Raw genomic sequence first — 18,698 nt, forward strand, 5'->3', positions numbered from 1 at the left:
ACCTCCCCCCAAGCCTGCGGCTATGGGCGGAGTACTGCGACGGATTTAGGTAGGCTTAAACGAAATTGTGCCCGACATCCTTCTACCGTACCTCCACCTCTAGTATCTGGGATTACAAGGTCAGTTTTGCCAATGCTTGGAAGAACTTAGATCACCTTCTACAGGTTCATTTATGGGTATTCCGGTTAAACCTGAAAACTAAAAATTTAATTTGAAGTTATCAATTTAACTGTTCAAGGGGTTCCTGTTGGTGCTTGAATAGAGCATCCTGCAGCACCGTTAAATCAAAGTTTTATATAAACTTTAGGTTTGAGCAATCTTTTCAGCAGATTCACTTCGTCACGTCCCTATTTCTTGATTAGCAATGACCAATGGTTTACTCAAACAGGCAATTCATGTACTGAGGCAAGAGACCTTTAGCCGTCGCACCCAGATGTTGAGTCGTTGGTTCAAGTGGTTGGCACCTGGCCTGTTGGTCAAACGGTGGTTGTTACTCAGCGCTACGGGAGTGCTGTTAGCAACGGTGGGATTTGCGATCTGGATGAAGCTAACCCCAGTCTTCTATACCACTCAACTGCTGGGAGAAATTCTGCAAACTATTACAGATATTGTTCCCAGTTATGTTAGCGGCCCCTTGGTGATGGTTTCTGGTCTTTTACTGGTTTGGTGGGGGCATAGCCGTACCCTTGGATCGATTACTGAGGTGTTGATGCCAGAGGGGGATCAGGATTTAGTAGATGTGCTACTGGCTCACCGCCGTCTCAATCGGGGACCACGAATTGTGGTGGTTGGGGGCGGAACTGGACTATCTACCCTATTGCGAGGTTTAAAGGATTACAGTGCAAATATCACCGCGATCGTGACAGTAGCGGATGATGGCGGCTCATCGGGTCGATTGCGGCGCGAGATCGGCGTGCTACCTCCGGGGGATATCCGCAACTGTCTGGCGGCCCTGGCGGACGAGGAAAAATTGATGACGGAATTATTCCAGTACCGCTTTCGGGCTGGAGATGGATTAATGGGCCACAGTTTTGGTAACCTGTTTTTGACGGCAATGAGCGAAATTACGGGTGACCTGGAGCAGGCGATCGCGGCCAGTTCCAAAGTATTAGCCGTTCGGGGACAGGTTCTACCGGCGACCTTGAGTAATGTCAGCTTGTGGGCCGAGTTAGCGGATGGCCGGCGGATTGAGGGAGAGTCCAGTATCACGGAAGCACGGGGCACGATTGTCCGAATTGGTTGTACTCCCGCTAACCCTCCGGCCTTACCCAAAGCCGTTAAAGCGATTCAGGATGCTGACTTTATCATCATTGGCCCCGGCAGTCTATACACCAGCATCATCCCTAATTTGCTCGTCCCTGAAATTACAGAAGCGATCGCAGCCTCTAAAGCACCCCGAATCTACGTCTGTAACATCATGACTCAGGAAGGGGAAACCCAGGGCTACAGCGTTGGTGATCACATCCGGGCGATCGATCGAGCCTGTGGCAAGCGCCTGTTCGAAGCCGTTCTAATTCAAAAGCAAACTCCCTCGGCTAAAGCACTCATCCGCTATGCTCAGGAAAGTTCCAATCCGGTGCCTCTCGATCGGGATGTGGTGGCCCGCTTAGGTCGGCGGGTGATTCTAGCTAATGTGATGGAGGAAGATGAACACACCGGGTTGATTCGTCATAATCCTGTGGCACTCTCGCGGGTATTATTCCGCTGGTTTACGCGAGTGCAGGGACTGTAGGGGATTAAGAGTTCAGGGTTGAGAGTTCAGAGTTAGGAGTGAATGGGTGGGTAAGTGCATAGGTGGATGGGTAAATCCAAAATCGCAAATCTAAAAGCCAAAATCCTATGAAAATGTTGTGAAGGGTGAAGAATTAACTACTTTGAATCTGCTAGATGCGGAAGCGACCCGATCTCTGGGGGTGCAATTGGGCAAAATGCTAGAGCCAGGGAGTGTGATTCTATTACAGGGAGACTTAGGCAGTGGAAAAACTACCCTGGTTCAGGGAATTGGCGAGGGATTGGGTATTTCGGAGCCGATCGACAGCCCCACATTTACCCTGATTAATGAATATTCAGGTGGGCGATTACCGCTGTATCACCTGGATTTATACCGCCTGGAGGGGCCAGAAGTTACTGACTTACATCTGGAAACCTACTGGGAAGGACAGGAGGTGGAACCAGGCATCGTAGCGATCGAATGGAGCGATCAACTTCTGGATCGACCAGCATCCTATCTGCAGATCTGTCTCACTTACGATGCTCAGGTAGGCCGACAAGCCACGCTGACTTCCTCTCCTGGCTCCCTGGCAATGAGAATTTTGCAGTCTTTCCAGAGATAGGCGACCATTGCTGTATCTTAGCAAAATTGGGCTACGCGCCATAATAGATGAATGTAGTTCATTTGTACAAAGAATATCCTTTCCGCTAGATTAATATCCTGGATCAGGATCAGGAATTGTTTTTCGGGCTACTATTTCCTATCCTTTGCTACTCCCCATGACCTACGAGCCGCTTCACCATAAATATCGTCCCCAAACCTTCGCTGAACTGGTGGGGCAGGAGGCGATCGCAGCTACGCTCACCAATGCGATTGAACAGCAACGAATTGCCCCAGCCTATTTATTTACGGGAGCGCGAGGAACGGGCAAAACCTCCAGTGCCCGGATTCTCGCTAAGTCCCTGAATTGCCTAAGCAGTCCCAAGCCAACGGCAACTCCCTGTGGCCGATGTGAGGTATGTCAGGCGATCGCCCGCGGGTCGGCGCTGGATGTCATTGAAATCGATGCCGCCAGCAATACGGGAGTAGATAACATCCGAGAACTGATTGAACGCGCCCAATTTGCCCCAGTCCAATGTCGCTACAAGGTGTATGTAGTGGATGAATGCCATATGCTCAGTGCTGCAGCATTTAATGCGCTGCTGAAGACGTTGGAGGAGCCGCCCGATCGGGTCGTTTTCGTCCTGGCTACCACGGATCCCCAGCGAGTACTACCTACTATCATTTCTCGCTGTCAGCGCTTTGATTATCGCCGTATTCCCCTGGATGCGATGGTGCGGCATTTGCAGAAGATTGCTGATTTAGAAGGGATTGCCATCAAAGAGGAAGCCATTACGCTGGTGGCTCAAATTGCTCAGGGGGGATTACGAGACGCAGAAAGTTTGCTCGACCAACTCAGCCTCCTGCCCACGCAAATTGATGTTGAACAGGTCTGGGATCTGGTTGGCTCTGTGCCTGAACGGGATTTGTTGGGATTGCTGGAGGCGATCGCCCAGAACAATCCCGAAGCTGTTCTGGATCATACTCGTCGTTTGATGGATCGGGGCCGCGAACCTCTGATTGTGCTGCAAAACCTGGCCAGTTTCTACCGAGATTTGCTGATTGCCAAAACGGCCCGTGATCGCAATGATCTCGTAGCGCTCACCCCTCCTACCTGGCAACACCTGTGTACCCTGGCAGAACACCTCAACATGGCTACAATTCTGGCCGGACAACAGCATCTTAGAAGCGCCGAAGTTCAACTGAAGCACACTACCCAACCCCGTCTCTGGCTGGAAGTCACCCTGATGGGATTGTTGCCTTCTGCGATCGCGCCCCAACCCACCGCCGTTGCTCATCCCTCTTCCCCTATTCCCCGCACTCCCCCCTCCTATCCTGCCTCACCTCCCCCAGTTTCCCCATCCTTTACGTCCTCCTCACCCGCCTCTCAAGTTGCTCCCTCTATTCCTGCTGAGCCTTTCCCTGGGCAGGAAGGCGCTGCAAAAACTTCTAAGCAGATCACTTCAAATACTCAGCCAAGGCAAGATGAAGTTGTTGAAGAGCTGCCTGTTGCTGCCGCGATCGTAAACCTGGAGCAAACCTGGCAAAACATTATTAGTGCGATTCAGCCTTTTTCTACTCAAGTGATGGTGAAGCAGCAATGCCAGTTGCTAGGATTCGATGGCGAGCAGGTGCGATTAGGAGTGAGTACGCAGCCTCTATTTAAAATGGCTCAGGGAAAATTACCGAACATTGAAGCGGCCTTTCAAAAAGTGTTTGGGCGAAAAGTGCATATCACTTTAGAAGTTGCCGCTCCGGGCAGTCGGGCAAGTGAGCCTACTCAAGGGCAACCCAGTACTCGATCAATTGCACCTGGGGCACCCCCTGCTTCAGGAACCCCACCTGTATCACAGCCTCAGTCTCAACCTCCGGCAGGTTCACCTCCTCCCCAAGTCAATCTGCCTCAACCGCCAGTGGTAGGCCAGCAGGGCACTTCCCCTCCAGGGCCGAAACCACCTGAGACTGCTACAACTTCTGCAGATCCCGAACCCCTGAATGATTTTTCTTCTCCCTGGGAAGAAGATGAAGTGACCCGCGCATCAAAACGACTAGCCGACTTTTTTGCAGGACAGGTCGTTGATCTGGAAGATGGGACAGAACCGCCAACCAGTATTGACAAAGACTTGCTCAACCTGGAGCCAGCACCAGACGAACTTGATGCTGATGAACCAGATTCTCCGGCATCCTGGAGCAGTCCGTCCTCCGGCCTTGAAGAAGAAGATGACGATGATGTTCCTTTCTAAGGACTCTCCTCAGCACCATAGTGAACCGTTTTTACCCACTTCAGGCGATTAGGACGAACTGCCATTCGAGCGGTGGTACTGGCCATTACCGGAAACCAGTGAAGCATATATAGCGTTCCATAGAACGCTCGAAGTAGGGAGCTGAAGAACACAAATTGCGGTTTGATTTCGGTTGCATCGGCGGTAGTAGTTCCGGATGGGGAATACCCCTTGAGTGCGGTCTGCGATCGCCGGATCCGCCGCTGACCGATCAGCATTCCAATCAGGGAAAGCGTAATGGACAAACTGGTGACCGGAATCAGCATCATTGGGCGATGGCGAATGATAGCCATCAGAGTATCGGGAATGGCAGCGGTTGGCAGAAAGTATTGGGTAATCCAGAACATTACCAGATCGATCGTTTTGCCAGTTCCCATGCGGTTACGCAGAATCAGTTGCCAGTAGTCCAGATACCGCTGGTAGCCACCTTCAGCCCAGCGGTTGCGCTGATGCCAGAGGGCAATCGCTTTTGTCACCCCTTCTTCCCGGACTGCCGGCATGACCGTAAAATCAATATCCCACTTGTGCAAATGCAGGCGAATTGTCAGATCCAGGTCATCAGTGATGGTTTTTTCATTCCAACCGCCACAATCATCTAGTGCGGCGCGGCGGACAAATTGCCCATTACCTCGTAGTTCACCAATCCCCCCGATCGCAATCCGCTGCTGCTGAAAATAGGAATCCAGCGCCATTTCAGCAATCTGTCCCTGAATCCAGGCATTTGAGGACACATTGGCGACCTGCTTCCGGACTTGCACGGCTCCCAAATTAGGACGCTCAAACAGGGGCAAAACCCGACGCAGCAAGTCTGGAGCAACCTGAGCATCAGCATCAAATACGGCAATGATTTCACCCTGGGTTAAAGGCAGTACCTGATTTAAAGCACCCGATTTTCCACCTGTAGAGTTGGGGGGACGGTGAAATACCCGTAAATTTTGATACTGCTGCGAAAATTGTTGCAGCAACGCGGGAGTTCGATCAGTACTGTTGTCATCAATAATCCAGACTTCGTAGCGATTGTTGGGATAATCTAGGCTACACAGCGCTGGAACGAGCCGACCAATCACCGCTTCTTCATTTTTGGCCGCGACCATCAGCGATACAAACGGTAATGTTTCTAGCTCGACATCATCAAGTGCCTTGGGAGGGGGAAGGGGACGGGCACACAAAATCCTGACGGCATGAATCCCCATCAGGGTGGTTAACCCCAACACAAACCAGGATCCCCAGGTTGCCAGATGGAGCGCGATCGTGCCACTCCAAATAATGACCAGAGCCACGGCTGCCCTACGCCGACGGTTGCCCGTGCGATAGGACTCCGGTTCGGGGTCTTCATCCGACTCAGGCAGATGGGCCAGATCAGCTAGCAGAGCGCTGATAGGCTGCAGTTCGTTGAAGGAATCGTTTTCGGGCCAGGAACTCTCCTGCATAGGTCACTTGATTTAACCACCAGTACTTGTCTAAACCTTTGAAAAAGCTGGGAATCAGGTAGCACCACACGGTACAGCCCTCACAAACAGGCAGTTTACCCTGGGACTGCCGGTAGCTTTCTACCTCCTCCGACTGCTTGTACAACTCATACAAGCGACCATTAATAGGAACTCCAGTTTGAGCAAAGTGATAACAGGGTAACAACAACTCATCATGGGGCGAAATTGCAATCACCGCATCTACAGCTTTGCAGCGTGGATTTTGGGTGTTATTGCCGCCCGCTACAATAAAAGCCAGGGAAGCTTTATTGTAGCCAATATTACTGTATTGTCTGGCAGCAGATTCGATCGCCGCTACCATATCTGGAGTGGGATTCTTCTTGGAGTTGTAGTTATTGTGGGCAGTGAAAGCTGGATTTAACCAAACTCGTGCATCTAATCGCTGTCCCAACTCAGCGACTTCGGGAATTCGATGATAATTCTGGGCAGTTACGGTGTGGTTGAGTACCGGGTATTCACCGAGAGAGTGAGCAATTTTCACCGACTCAACCAGAGTATCGAAGATCTGTACACCTCTCGATTGGTTGTGGCTCTCCGCGTCTGGCCCATCCAGAGAAAAATTCAGGAAGTCCACCAACCCTCGCATTTCCTTTGCCCGCTTGGGGTAAAGGATGGTATTGGTTGTCATACTGGTTACGAACCCCTGCCGCTTAGCCTCTTGGTAGATTTCGGCCACATCAGTTCGCAGTAACGGCTCTCCGCCCGTGAAATCCACATACTTCACACCCAGCCGCCGCAAATCTCGCAGATTTCGCTGGATCGCCTTGAAATCAGCTTCCTGTTTGGGTTCCAGTGCCCAAATGTCGCAGAAGTGACACCGGGCATTGCAGCGGTAGGTCAGGTAGTAATTCGCAACCAGAGGTGCCATAAGATCCCAACTTTGATCAACTTCTTTGAAATCCACAATAATTCTTAGGGGGATGTAACACAAGCACCTTTCTCAGAGGTTCTGTGGATCCTTTTCTCAGAGAAATTTGCCTGAGCCTTACAAGGCAGCCTTTAAGACGCTTGTAAGAATTCGTTGAGAAACTTAACTGGGCAGGAGTAATCATCGAACTTCTCCAGTAGCTTTTATAGAGTTTCTTCATGGGTCAAGTTGTCTGATGAATTTTACGGCTTGTGATTTCGGATCTTCCTGCCCTGGGGAATACTAAGGCATCGGTACAAAAACCAGGCTTGTTCTGTTAGATAGCGTGGCTTTGTTGTGACTCTGACTAGAAACCCGATTCCTAATAGTACCGAGTTGGCCAGAGAGGGATTGAAAGCGTCTAAAATGCCATAGATTGGCAGTAGGAGTTTTTCCAGACTGCACAGCCATCCTCACTGATACCCATACATTTCTCTAGCCAAAACATTCAGGACGATCATCAGGAAGATTCAGTATGTCAATTGACAAACTTCAGCCCGCTCCTAACCAACAGGTCGGAGTTTACCTGCCCTACTACCCTCAGCAAGGTAAGCGCAATATTCTTCCCTATGCCATTAGCTTGTATCAAAAAGGGGCGTTTGAAGGGGAGCGGAAAATTGAAGGAGGCGAGAGTATTCCCTTCATTGCCACCTGGAATGTCTCCACCCTTCCCGCTGACCTGACCCGTTGCCGAGTTCAGTTTGATGGCAATGCTGAAATGAGCTATGAACTGATAATGGCCAATTTTGAGTTTGTTGATTTTCTGATTGAGGTGATTTTGAACTTCAAGCGTGCCCGTTTAGCTGACTTCTCTCAAACGTTTTACCGCAAGCTGATGCGGTATGACGATTAGGAGGATTGGAGAACCACCTGGGGACGGAGAATCACGGTTGCTGTTTCTGTTTTGGCAGCCTGACCAATTCCCAAAAAACTACCGTCTTCCTGGTGCACACGGAGCAACTTCTCGATCGTTGGCACCCACTCCGGCAGATCCTTGCCTAAATCAATTCGCTGTCCCTGCAGCCACCGACAGGCTAAGGGGGGGGGTAAGTTGAGCGATCCTAAATGTCGCAATGCCACTTCGGGAGCAATCGGCTGGAATGTGCCCTGCTGAGACTGTTGCTCCACCTCTGCCAGGGTCAGGCTATCCTCTAGACAGAAGCCACTGCTGGCCGTTCGCAGCAATGAGGCCAGGGTGCCACCCGTTCGCAGAATTTGTCCCAAATCTCGAGCGATCGCCCGGATGTACGTCCCTGGCCCACAGGCAATTTCCACATCAATTTCAGGGAATTCACCTGATCGCCACTCCAGGATCTGAATCGAATAGATTTCCACTTCCCGCGCCTGTACCTGAATCTCCTTGCCTTGACGCGCCAGATCATACAACCGCTGTCCCTGCACCTGAATCGCGCTGTAGTTGGGAGGGATCTGCTGAATCGTACCCTGGAACGCTTGCAGAGTCGTTCTGACGGTTTCCAGATCCAGATGGGCGGCTGGTTGTTGCAGCAAGACTGCTCCCTCCAGATCGTCCGTAGCGGTACAAACTCCCAATCGAATGGTGGCCCGATACGTTTTATCCTGGGGCAGAAATTGCAATAGGCGGGTGGCCTGACCAAGGGCGATCGGCAACACCCCGGTTGCTGCCGGATCCAGCGTCCCCGCATGGCCCACCCGCTTCATTTTGAGTATCCGTCGTAGCTTCGCCACACAATCGTGAGACGTAAAATTCTTGGGCTTGTTGAGATTCAGGAAACCATTCATTGATTGGGAGTAGGGATTGGGGGTTAGGAATTAGAAATTGGGAATGGGAAAGCGTGGACACTGGTTTGTGGTTAGTAGAAGTGAGCCGTGGTTTGTGGTAAATAGCTTGAGAATTAACCTGAACATTTATCCAACACCCTCTACTGTTCGTTTATCATCTACCCTTTATCCTTCACAATCTACCTTTTTTATCTCCCCAATCCCCGGCCCATGAAAATCGCGACCTGGAATGTCAACTCTATCCGTACACGCCTCAACCATGTGGTGAACTGGTTGACTGAGCACCCTGTGGACGTGCTGTGCTTACAGGAAACCAAGGTTGTTGATGAGAAATTTCCCAAAGAACCGTTGACCGATATGGGCTACCAAGTAGTAACTTTTGGACAGCCCAGCTATAACGGGGTGGCGATCTTGAGCCGTGAGCCTTTAAGTGATGTGAACCGGGGATTTTCGCCTTTATTGGGAGATCAATTTGCTGAGTTTGATGAGCAAAAGCGGGTGATTACAGGCATTATCGACGATCTGCGGATCGTGAATTTGTATGTTCCCAATGGCGCGTCGGTGGGGAGTGATAAATATCAGTACAAGCTGAAATGGCTGGATGTGTTGCATGAGTATCTGCAGGTACTGTTACAGGAACCGAATCATGTGCTGGTGTGTGGAGATTTCAACATTGCCCTGGAAGATATTGACATCCATGATCCAACCGGGCGGGAAAAGCAGGTGATGGCCACGGATGCGGAACGGGAAGCCTTGCGGGTGATCCTCAATTTAGGTTTTGCCGATGCATTTCGTAAATTCACAGCGGAGGGGGGGCATTTTAGCTGGTGGGACTACCGGGCTGGCTCCTTTCGGCGCAATGCTGGGTGGCGAATTGACCACATTTATCTGACCCCTGACCTGTACATGAAAGCGATCGCCTGCACCATTGATAAAGCACCGCGATCGCTGGAACAACCCAGCGACCACGTACCAGTGATTGTTGAACTTTAATTTTTGAATCTCCTGTAGTACAATTGCTCAACTCTGGCAACAAAACCCGCTATAACGATTAAGATAAGATCCTTGTCTGATGCCATTTTGGATTTTGGATTGCAAAAAGTTTTTTAGCGTAAAACTTCAGCAATCGAGTTGCCCCGTTGGCAGTTTCTCGTGGTATAACCCTCAATAATCCAAAATCTGAAATCCCAAATCCTCTTGCCCCATTCACTTACAGGAAGACACCGTTGAATACCACGTCTGCTGCTGCTCGTAATCCTGCCCCGGTTTCTCCAGCCGTGACAAAAACCGTGATTGGAACGGTCAAGGGGCCAGGAGAGAATGGCAATCAGTATGTGTTCATCACCGCAGATAATCGCTATGTCAAGATTGGGGAATTTGTCTATTACGAAGTCCAGGAAGACGACCAGCGCACGGGGAACAGCTGGCAAATTTTAGGCAAAATTTCGGCTCGTTGTTTGATTGATCATCTGCCTGATCGCATCTTTGCCGATACGGAAGTCAGCCCGGAGACGATTGCAGCCCTGATTGGGTTCACCGACGAAAAGCCGGAAATTTATGAAGTGACTGTAGATGTGATCGGCTACTTTGACTCGACTTTGGGGTTCATGAATCCCCGCAAAACACCTGATCCGGGAGCCAGGGTGTATCTGGCTGACGATGCCAGACTGCAGCAAGTCTTGAATAAAAAGCAACCGGGAACGGTAGGGTCGGCTCATATTGGAACCTTGCTGTTACGGGCAGGAGAAACCGTTCCAATCGCGCTGGATGTGAAGGAACTGGTGAGTACTCACATGGCCATCCTGGCAGGGACGGGTTCCGGGAAATCCTACACGGCGGGAGTGCTGGTGGAAGAACTGTTGTTGCCTTATAACCGGGCTGCCGTCCTAATTTTCGATCCGCACGGAGAATATAGCACCTTAACAGAAATGCAGGGCCATCCCGTGTTTCAAGCTGACGATGGATATTCGCCAACGGTGAAGGTACTCACCCCAGAAGACATCCACATTCGCATTTCGTCGCTGGATTATGCCGATATCCTCATCCTGCTGCCAGAGATGAGCGATCGCCAGCAATCGATTCTCAACAAAGCTTACGGTCTGCTCAGAAAGCCTCACCGTGGCGATTACCGCTGGGATGTGCAAGACCTAATTGCAGCGGTTTATGAAGCGGATACCCAGACGGATGAGGAAGGCAACGAAAAAGCGGGGTCGTCGGCTCGGGCCCTGGAATGGAAACTGGAACGGTTGCAGCGATCGCCTTACTTCCACCCATTCAACCATCTTTCTCCTAAAGATCTGTTTGAACCGGGACAGGTGACCGTCTTACAGATGAACGAAATCAGCCAGGAAGAACAGCAAGTCATCTGTGCTGCCGTTTTGCGACAGGCCAACAATGCCCGTATGGATACGCAAAAGGATCGCATTGGCCCCGATGATGAAAATTATCTCCCTTACCCAATTTTTATTCTGCTGGAAGAAGCTCATCGCTTTGCCCCAGCCCATGAACCCTCTCGCTGTAAAGCCGTAATTCGCACGATCCTGAGTGAGGGTCGTAAATTTGGTTTGGGAGTTGGCCTGATTACCCAGCGTCCTGGCAAACTCGATTCCGATGTGCTATCCCAATGCATGAGTCAGTTCATTATGCGGATTGTTAATCCCGTGGATCAGGAAAGCCTCAAGTATGGAGTAGAAGCAGCAGGGCGAGATTTGCTCAAGGAACTGCCTGCCCTTACCAAAGGTCAGATCATTATTGCTGGAGCCTGTGTCAATACTCCCGTGCTTTGCAAAGTCCGTAAACGCCTGACGCAACACGGAGGTGAAACCCTCGATGCGCCTGAACTGTGGCAGAACTACTTTCAATCGCACCGGGTACGAGAACGGGAAATTCAACAGGCTCCAGTCAGCCGTCGGGGACGATCTCAAACCGTTCGCGGAGTCAGCATTGAGTAATGGTGTGGGTAAAAGTGTTTGGCAAAACGTCTCTACTCAAACCACTCTCCTTTGGCTCGCATTTCCCGGAAACGCAGCAGTAATCCCAGGTTGACTTGTTTCGTGAGCCAGTAGAGAACAGTCAGACCAATAAACGAGATGAAAATCACCAGCAGTGGTTTTTTAGCGGTGATATCGTCTAGCGTCACCAGTAGCACATTTCCAGGATCGGTGGCCAGATCCCAACTATTAAAGCGGAGGAAGCGACCCATGTACACTCCGATCGCACACAGGGCATGGGTAATCAGTTCAGACCAGACGACAAACTTGTCCGTCCCAATACGTTTTAAGTAGCTACTCTGATTCATCACGGAGATGACATAGGCTTGAAATCCAGCCAGGATTGCAAATAAATGTAAAGGAATAAAAGTCAAGACAATAAGCCACACTGAATATCCCATGCGAGTCGCACGAATCAGGTGAATGATATCGGTCAACAAATAAGGCGCATTGGGTAAGAACGCGAGAAACACTGCAAATGCTACCCACCAGAGGAGCGATCGCACCTTAGTTCTACGGCGATAAAGCCAAAAACTGAGCGCCAGCGGAATAAACGCCAAAAATAAATTCCAGATAATCCAGCCGCTATGCCAGCTAAATACTTCCAGCGCGTTTCCAAGAACTTCCCGCATAAAACCCTGTTCCTATTCATCTTTCCTGTCTTAGCACAGGACGCGGCAATTATTGTGACGCTGGTTGAGTGAGAGCAGCCTTTGGGGAAGGAGCCGCCTGAACTTTTTTAGCCTTGGCCAGGGAAATCTCGCTGTTTCTCCGATAATCTATCACCCGACTCTGAGCGGTTTTGTAACGGACATCTGAAGCGGGGACAGCCGCCATTAAGTCAGATGCTTGCTGCCATTGAGAGGCTAACCCTAACCAATCGGCTGAGGATTTTGCTGATCGCCCGGAGGCAGATGTGCGTTCAGCCAAACGAACCGCTTCTGCAAAAGGATCAGCAACAGTGGCGGAGGTTGTAGAGGAGGGTGCTCCAGTTTGTTTGGGAGCAGAATTTTCCTGTTTCTGGGCCGCTATCTCAGAGGAGCCATATTGGTTATACAACCACCAGCCGCCAGCCAGTAGTAAACAGCTTGCGATCGCCCCGCCAATTAGCCCTCGCCAAAACTGACGTTGCTCTCGTTGTTTGCGGGGATGTGGTGGTGCGGATTTGCTGGTAGATACCTCAGAACTGCGGGCAGACCAGTCTTCGCTCAACTGCTTAAAGAAGCCTGGTTTTTTCAGCACAATTTCTTCTGACCAGAGAAGCTGGTGTTCTGGATCTCGGTTAATTTCTTCTATCCAAAGTAATTGTTGTTCACGGACAATCCGACTATTAATTTTCACCCGACGAATGTTGCGAGGAGCGATCGCTTCCAGGATCTGGCGAATCCGCTCAACTAAAGGAATCTGCTCTAGTTGCTCTAGAGTCGCTCCTTCACATAGCAATTGCAGCACTCCATCCGCAAAGATCGCTCGGGTTCTAACTCCCGAGTCAGCTAGCTTTTCATTCAATACCTGAATGATAGCAGCGACACTGCCTTGCTTTGCCTGTTTAACAATGTTATTGGCATCGTTGATCATGTCTTAATCTGGCAGGAACTACTAACCTCAACTAGACTGCATGTTCATCAATCCTACAGACTGGAACTTATAGCAGAAAATCTGTCTCCCAGACTGCACTGTTGTCAAAATTTATTATGAGCCGTCAGCTACACAAATCTCAACCCCTACTCTGCTTCGCTACTAAGGTGGTGCACATCGTTAAAGCGGCGGACTTGCCAAAGGTCGGTGTTAAAGCGGTTTTGTTCAGAGTTATGCCAGCGGGCGCGGTCAATCCAAAATTCAAACAAGGCTGTGTTGCCGGCTCTTAAGCGCCAGGAGCGATCGCAGCCCAACAACTCTGCAATCAAATGCTGCATGATCCAGCTATGGCTGACGATCCAGATGTGATCGCCGTTGCGATGACGTTCCAGAAGCATTTGGATGAACTGTCTGGCTCGCGATCGAGCTTCCTGCAGGGTTTCTGCGCCAGGAATGGGAATCCAATCCGGGGTAGCCTCCAGAGCCTGACACAAATCGGGATAGCGCTGAACGGCCTCCGCCCAAGTCAACCCTTGAAAAATGCCATTCTGAAATTCCTTGAGCTCGTCCGCAAATTGCACTGCAATGGAGTGGTGCCGTCCTTCCTGCAAAACCTCTGCTGGGACGGTCACGGTGGCATCAATTAAATCGCTGACTGCAGCAGGAAGGGGTGCCGCCAGAAAGCGATCAATCAGGATTTGGGTCGTTTGAGCCGCTCGCTTTAAGGGACTGCTGTAGACATGGGATGGCCACCAGGCTTCTGCTAACAATCGACTGGCTAATTTTTCTGCCTGCTGCTTTCCCAGTGCCGATAATTCAAATTCTCCATGTCCCTGCATTCGTTTTTCTTGATTGCCAATCGATTGAGCATGACGAATAAACAGTAACTTCATCACTCCATGCATAGTTGCCTCCTTTCAAGAACTCCTTCTTTTTAACCTACTCCTTCCGCAACAGATGCCGATAAATGTTGATGTTGCTGCAATAACCAGATGGGGAGATGCGCGATCGCGTAGGCCCGCTCCCAAGCACGATGGCCCAAGTCGGAAAACTCGGTATATTTGACGATCGCGCCAACTTGCTGGAGGGCGGTGAACATCTGTCGCGACTCGGTGACGGCAACAACGGGATCATCGGCGCTATGAAATAGCCAAATCGGCAGATGTTGAAGCCGCTCGGCCACGGCGGTGGAGGTGCCGATCGCAGGGAATCCAATGCCCCGGCGGCCCTGGCGTGCGCTCACCCAACCGCAAATCACCACTAAGGCGGCAAAGCGATCGGGATGGTGATAGGCCAAGTACCAGACGCCATTGCCCCCATCGATAGGCCGGTCAAATAAATCCGCGATAAATCCACCGTGAACTCGGCGATCGTTTGCTCAAGTGCCGCGATCGCGATTTCAGCCCCTAAGTCTTGCCAAGTTGCGCCTTCCGGTACTTGGGGGAAGACGATAATTGCGGGGTAGCGATCGGCATATTGTTGCAATGTGTTTCCCAGCCCGACAAGTACTTGCCGCTTACCATCGGTTCCCCGTTCGCCACCCCCATGGAGGGCTAAGATGACTGGCCAAGCTCCCGCTGGCGGTCGATCGGGTATATACACCTGGTAGCGATAGTTGTGTTGATTTACAGTTACATTGCGCGATAAAAAAGGCATACGAGATGTAATTTCGCTAATGGGATTGCTGATATTGCCGTGATCGAAAAATTTATGATGAAGTTACATCTAAACTCATTAAGATGACAAAAATATAATCTTTCGGGGACAACGGCTATATCACTCTCATCCCAAATTCAAAAATAGATGCAACAGATTAGATCCCCCCTAGCCCCCCTAACTCCTACGGAGAGGCTTTGCCAACAAAAGGGGGGAAGTCTTTCAAGTCCCCCTTTTGAAGGGGGATTTAGGGGGATCACCATGTGTCGCAATTAAAATTTGATTTGGTATCAAAGCAGACTGGCTGTTTCAGCGATTGGACTGAGCTACCATCCGTCGCCGAGGGGCGACTCTCGCAAAACCTGGAGGAAATTCTGGACAACAATTGAGTCGTCATGCTTGCGCCAAACCGCCGCAATTTGGCGTTCTAATGCCGTTGCATCGACGATGGGCCGATAAATCACACCGTCGCGTTTTAGTGTTTGGACATGATTTGGCAAAATGGAAATGCCCGTTCCCGCTGCGACTAGATTCAGCAGGGTAATCGCGCCTGTTACCGTAATATTTTGCACGATGTGCGGTTCAAATCCGGTTGCTTGACAGAGTTTAATTACCCGTTCATAGAATGGCAAAATCTCGATCGGCGGCAGAATGAAAGCCTCGTTTTGTAGTGCCGATAACGCGATTTTTGACTGCGCAGCTAAGGGATGTCCTGTCGGTAAAGCCGCAACAAAATACTCCTGCAAAACTTGTTTACAACATAAAATGCTTGGGTCCAACTGTTCAAAGCTGGGGGAGCGCAGAAAAATCAGGTCAAGCTGGCGTTGTTTCAGCATCGAGACTTCATCTTCTGGCGGTACCTCGCGCAGGATGAGTTGAACGTTGGGAAATTTTTGTTGAAATGTTTTGATTACATCCGATAGTCCGCTATTTGTGACCGCATTGTTTAAGCCGATCGTCACCTGCCCCAATAATCCCTGTCTGGCTTGGCGCGCTAGCATAATTGCTTGCTCAATATGGAACAACGCCTGCTGGATTTCGGCGGCAAAAAACCTTGCCTGCTTCCGTGAGTTCCATAGGTTGGTTGCTGCGATCGAACAACTTTACATTGTCCTTTTGGTCGGTGCTCAAGAATTTTTCGAGGGATTGAATCCGCTGCGTGACCGGAGGCTGACTCAAATTTAAGCGACGGGCCGCTTCACTAACATTATTCCCCGATCGGACAACTTCCATGAAATAGAGAATCTGGCGCAGTTCCAGATCACGCAATTCGCGTAATGGCGGTTGAAAACTCATACGACCATCTATATCGTTGACGCTATTTTACTATAGTTAAACTATTCCGTAGAGTATGGCTAATCCCTACAAGTACACCATATCCTTGCATTTCAGCCTCATACCCCCTAGGAGCTTTTAATGTCATCTAATGCTGTTAGCAATACATCGAGTCGCTTATCCCGATCGACGGATCTATCCCCAGCCATCAACGCCCAAATCGAGACCGTTTGTACAGAGACCATTCATCAATGTCACCAAGCACTCGATCGTAGTCATTTCTTCACGTTATTAAAGAATCAGACCATCCCACTGCAACTGCTGCAATATACGTTTCTGCAATATCACCATTGGCGAGATCGATTACACCAGTGGTTTGGTCTGTGCATCATTAAAGCCGATAGCTGCAATGATCCCGACCAAAAAAAGCAATTCTGGCGCTGGCTGATCATACCTTCACGGACTTGCAAGACGGCCATAACGAAATGTTTTTAGAATTTCTACATGACTTGGGCCTTGATGATACCGCGATTCAGCAAAGTCAGCGTAGTATTGCGACGATGACCTATGAGCGATCATTCGTAGATGATTTTGGCTATGGGGCAGAAAACTTTTATCCTGCACTGGCGAGCCTCAGTGGGCGTGAATTATGCGTATCAATTCGCAATCAAAGAATTTTGCGTGACTATTTTGATGTGCACGGACTGCCGCATCCCACTTGGCTGGCCCTCCATGCGGAATTGGAGATAGCGCATTTCCTGGACTACATCCGCCCAGGGATTGTGCACGCCATCCAGAACGAGGCCCAAATGGCCAGTCTCAAGCAGGCGATCGCGCAGGGAATCGACCGCCATATCCGCTACTTCGATGATTTGCTCACCGAGTATGCCGCTGCGATCGCGCGCCACGAAATATCAACTGCGTCCAGTTTGACTGCGCCAAATTCGGCCCCGTCGTTGGCGGAATTTTTGCTGATGGTCAGTCACGTAAATCCGACTAATCCAGCATGAATATTGAGAGAGCGACTTTCTTGAGTGGAGGCTTTGAACATGCAAACATCTTCTTCAAAACGCCAAGCATTGCAGCGAATTTTGCAGCGTCGCCCGTCTGGGAAACTGCTAATCGTACTGTTAGCTGGGGGGCGATTGGTATTTGGGGGTTACAACAATGGTTACGATCGCGGCAGTTTGAAGCAGCAGTACAAGCCTACGAAGCGGGGGGCTGTAATCAGGCGATCGCAGGCTTTAAGTCATTCGATGGGAATCCCGAAGTGGAAAAAGTGCGGCGGCAATGTCGTGATTATCAAGCGATCGACCCTGCGACGCAAAAGCCATCTGAGGCATTGGCCAAAGCCATGCAGTTTCTTAAAGCTCATCCGTCTAATGCATTTAGCTCGACACGGAAGGAAGCTAGCCTTGGGAATCCTTTAGATTCAGGACTAAAGCAGCAATTCAACGCCCATTTGAAACCAGACCGTATTACAGATTGGTTGAGTATGGAGGTTTGTCAGCAAATCCAAAAAACGACTGAAAACCCATACATCTCACTAGCGATGAAACTCGAATCCTCGGGCATTTTGCCACAGAGTGAAGAGTCCCTGCCGCGCCTGTACCATGCTTGCGGTAACTTTTTAGTTGCCAGTAAAGACCTACCGGGTGGAATTGCATTATTTGAGATATTTCTAGATAACTTTCCTAACCACCCGTATTTGAATAGTGTCAAACGCGATCATGCGATGGCGTTAATTCAGGATGCGAAACGTAATCCAACGGGTGAAATCCCTGCTCCCATCGCCACGACCAGCACAAGCGATGGTTCCACACAGGTTGTCATTCGGAATGATTCACCCCATGCTTTACGGATTGCATTCGCTGGCCCAACTTCACAGGTCGAGGAGATCCCTGCTTGCAAGGACTGCAAGGACTATACCAAAGCGACAGCACCTTCCAGTTGTCCCAAGAAGGGTCCAGTGAAGACCTACAAGCTGGAGCCTGGCGGGTATCAAGTTTTGGTGAAAGCCATCAGCAGCAAGAACTGGGATGCTTCAAAGTTGGGCGTGAAAGAATTGACTCAGACAGAGTTAAAGCAGAGCGCTGAAGTGGCTGGTGTACGGCCTTTTACGGGAGATTGGAGCTTTGGGATGGGCCAAAAGTATCAATCTTGTTTCTTTTTAATTCGAGAATGATTTGCGGATGGGATTTTTTGTATGAGTGGCGATTTTTGGCATAGGTCGTCAGTTCTATGGTTAGGAAGTGTTAGTTTGGCTCTGGCGATCGGTTTAGGTGCGTGCACGCAGGGGCAGGCACAACCATCAAATCGATCGACAACACAACCTACGGCTTTTCCTCAGATTGATACAAAGCAGTTTTATGATGAAGTACCAGACTAGCCGCAGGGTGCGTGTCACCTTCTAGAGAGAAGATTCATAACTGATTATTGAGATAAGCA

Annotated in this window: 19 protein-coding genes; 9 read left to right on the plus strand and 10 right to left on the minus strand. The window is 50.1% G+C overall.

What is annotated here, in order from left to right:
* The first annotated feature begins 364 nt into the window (after positions 1-364).
* From ACUVQO_RS17365 to ACUVQO_RS17375, 3 genes are all read left to right on the plus strand, one after another.
* Positions 365-1,732, plus strand: coding sequence for a gluconeogenesis factor YvcK family protein (locus ACUVQO_RS17365; RefSeq protein WP_445927096.1), 1,368 nt, complete (start codon positions 365-367; stop codon positions 1,730-1,732).
* Positions 1,733-1,850: 118 nt separating this feature from the next.
* Positions 1,851-2,333 carry a tRNA (adenosine(37)-N6)-threonylcarbamoyltransferase complex ATPase subunit type 1 TsaE gene (gene tsaE, locus ACUVQO_RS17370; RefSeq protein WP_445927097.1) on the plus strand — a complete coding sequence of 161 codons (483 nt, stop codon included), beginning with the start codon at positions 1,851-1,853 and terminating at the stop codon, positions 2,331-2,333.
* 157 nt (positions 2,334-2,490) lie between these two features.
* Positions 2,491-4,554 carry a DNA polymerase III subunit gamma/tau gene (locus ACUVQO_RS17375; RefSeq protein WP_445927098.1) on the plus strand — a complete coding sequence of 688 codons (2,064 nt, stop codon included), beginning with the start codon at positions 2,491-2,493 and terminating at the stop codon, positions 4,552-4,554.
* On the opposite strand, the gene ACUVQO_RS17380 is transcribed toward ACUVQO_RS17375, so the two are convergent.
* Together ACUVQO_RS17380 and ACUVQO_RS17385 are read right to left on the minus strand one after the other, a co-directional pair.
* Positions 4,551-6,023: a glycosyltransferase gene (locus ACUVQO_RS17380; protein WP_445927099.1), complete on the minus strand. Its 1,473-nt coding sequence runs from the start codon at positions 6,021-6,023 to the stop codon at positions 4,551-4,553. The genes ACUVQO_RS17375 and ACUVQO_RS17380 overlap by 4 nt on opposite strands.
* Positions 5,953-6,951, minus strand: coding sequence for a radical SAM protein (locus tag ACUVQO_RS17385; protein ID WP_445927100.1), 999 nt, complete (start codon positions 6,949-6,951; stop codon positions 5,953-5,955). The genes ACUVQO_RS17380 and ACUVQO_RS17385 overlap by 71 nt, the downstream gene beginning before the upstream one ends.
* Positions 6,952-7,465: 514 nt before the next feature.
* Between ACUVQO_RS17385 and ebsA the strand changes: the two genes are divergently transcribed.
* On the plus strand, positions 7,466-7,843 hold the full coding sequence (gene ebsA / locus ACUVQO_RS17390) for a type IV pilus biogenesis protein EbsA (RefSeq protein WP_445927101.1): 378 nt from the start codon (positions 7,466-7,468) through the stop codon (positions 7,841-7,843).
* Here the strand turns inward: ebsA and truB are convergent.
* Positions 7,840-8,751 (minus strand): tRNA pseudouridine(55) synthase TruB, encoded by a 912-nt coding sequence (gene truB, locus ACUVQO_RS17395; RefSeq protein WP_445927102.1) that lies wholly within the window; start codon positions 8,749-8,751, stop codon positions 7,840-7,842. The two genes, ebsA and truB, sit on opposite strands and share 4 nt — an antisense overlap.
* Positions 8,752-8,961: 210 nt before the next feature.
* Between truB and xth the strand changes: the two genes are divergently transcribed.
* Together xth and ACUVQO_RS17405 are read left to right on the plus strand one after the other, a co-directional pair.
* Positions 8,962-9,744, plus strand: coding sequence for an exodeoxyribonuclease III (xth, locus tag ACUVQO_RS17400; protein WP_445927103.1), 783 nt, complete (start codon positions 8,962-8,964; stop codon positions 9,742-9,744).
* A gap of 233 nt (positions 9,745-9,977) precedes the next feature.
* On the plus strand, positions 9,978-11,702 hold the full coding sequence (locus ACUVQO_RS17405; protein ID WP_445927104.1) for an ATP-binding protein: 1,725 nt from the start codon (positions 9,978-9,980) through the stop codon (positions 11,700-11,702).
* A 32-nt stretch (positions 11,703-11,734) separates the two neighbouring features.
* On the opposite strand, the gene ACUVQO_RS17410 is transcribed toward ACUVQO_RS17405, so the two are convergent.
* The 7 genes from ACUVQO_RS17410 to ACUVQO_RS17440 form a co-directional block, all read right to left on the minus strand.
* On the minus strand, positions 11,735-12,373 hold the full coding sequence (locus ACUVQO_RS17410; protein WP_445927105.1) for a DUF1361 domain-containing protein: 639 nt from the start codon (positions 12,371-12,373) through the stop codon (positions 11,735-11,737).
* A 49-nt stretch (positions 12,374-12,422) separates the two neighbouring features.
* Positions 12,423-13,319 (minus strand): hypothetical protein, encoded by an 897-nt coding sequence (locus ACUVQO_RS17415; protein WP_445927106.1) that lies wholly within the window; start codon positions 13,317-13,319, stop codon positions 12,423-12,425.
* A gap of 146 nt (positions 13,320-13,465) precedes the next feature.
* Complete coding sequence (locus ACUVQO_RS17420) at positions 13,466-14,224, minus strand: histidine phosphatase family protein (RefSeq protein WP_445927107.1); 759 nt, start codon at positions 14,222-14,224, stop codon at positions 13,466-13,468.
* Positions 14,225-14,253: 29 nt separating this feature from the next.
* Positions 14,254-14,616: a carboxylesterase family protein gene (locus ACUVQO_RS17425; protein WP_445927108.1), complete on the minus strand. Its 363-nt coding sequence runs from the start codon at positions 14,614-14,616 to the stop codon at positions 14,254-14,256.
* Positions 14,580-14,975: a carboxylesterase family protein gene (locus tag ACUVQO_RS17430; RefSeq protein ID WP_445927109.1), complete on the minus strand. Its 396-nt coding sequence runs from the start codon at positions 14,973-14,975 to the stop codon at positions 14,580-14,582. The genes ACUVQO_RS17425 and ACUVQO_RS17430 overlap by 37 nt, the downstream gene beginning before the upstream one ends.
* A gap of 326 nt (positions 14,976-15,301) precedes the next feature.
* Positions 15,302-15,976 (minus strand): LysR family substrate-binding domain-containing protein, encoded by a 675-nt coding sequence (locus ACUVQO_RS17435; RefSeq protein WP_445927110.1) that lies wholly within the window; start codon positions 15,974-15,976, stop codon positions 15,302-15,304.
* Between the two features lie 10 nt (positions 15,977-15,986).
* Positions 15,987-16,271, minus strand: coding sequence for a LysR family transcriptional regulator (locus ACUVQO_RS17440; protein ID WP_445927111.1), 285 nt, complete (start codon positions 16,269-16,271; stop codon positions 15,987-15,989).
* Positions 16,272-16,391: 120 nt separating this feature from the next.
* Between ACUVQO_RS17440 and ACUVQO_RS17445 the strand changes: the two genes are divergently transcribed.
* From ACUVQO_RS17445 to ACUVQO_RS17455, 3 genes are read left to right on the plus strand one after another with little or no spacing between them, the layout of a single operon-like run.
* Positions 16,392-16,745, plus strand: coding sequence for a hypothetical protein (locus ACUVQO_RS17445; protein WP_445927112.1), 354 nt, complete (start codon positions 16,392-16,394; stop codon positions 16,743-16,745).
* 14 nt (positions 16,746-16,759) lie between these two features.
* A complete protein-coding gene (locus ACUVQO_RS17450; RefSeq protein WP_445927113.1) occupies positions 16,760-17,260 on the plus strand; it encodes a hypothetical protein in 501 nt (166 codons plus the stop codon).
* A complete protein-coding gene (locus tag ACUVQO_RS17455; protein ID WP_445927114.1) occupies positions 17,257-18,435 on the plus strand; it encodes a hypothetical protein in 1,179 nt (392 codons plus the stop codon). Before ACUVQO_RS17450 ends, ACUVQO_RS17455 begins: the two co-directional genes overlap by 4 nt.
* The last annotated feature ends 263 nt before the right edge of the window (positions 18,436-18,698 follow it).

This window comes from Leptodesmis sp., assembly GCF_052746595.1.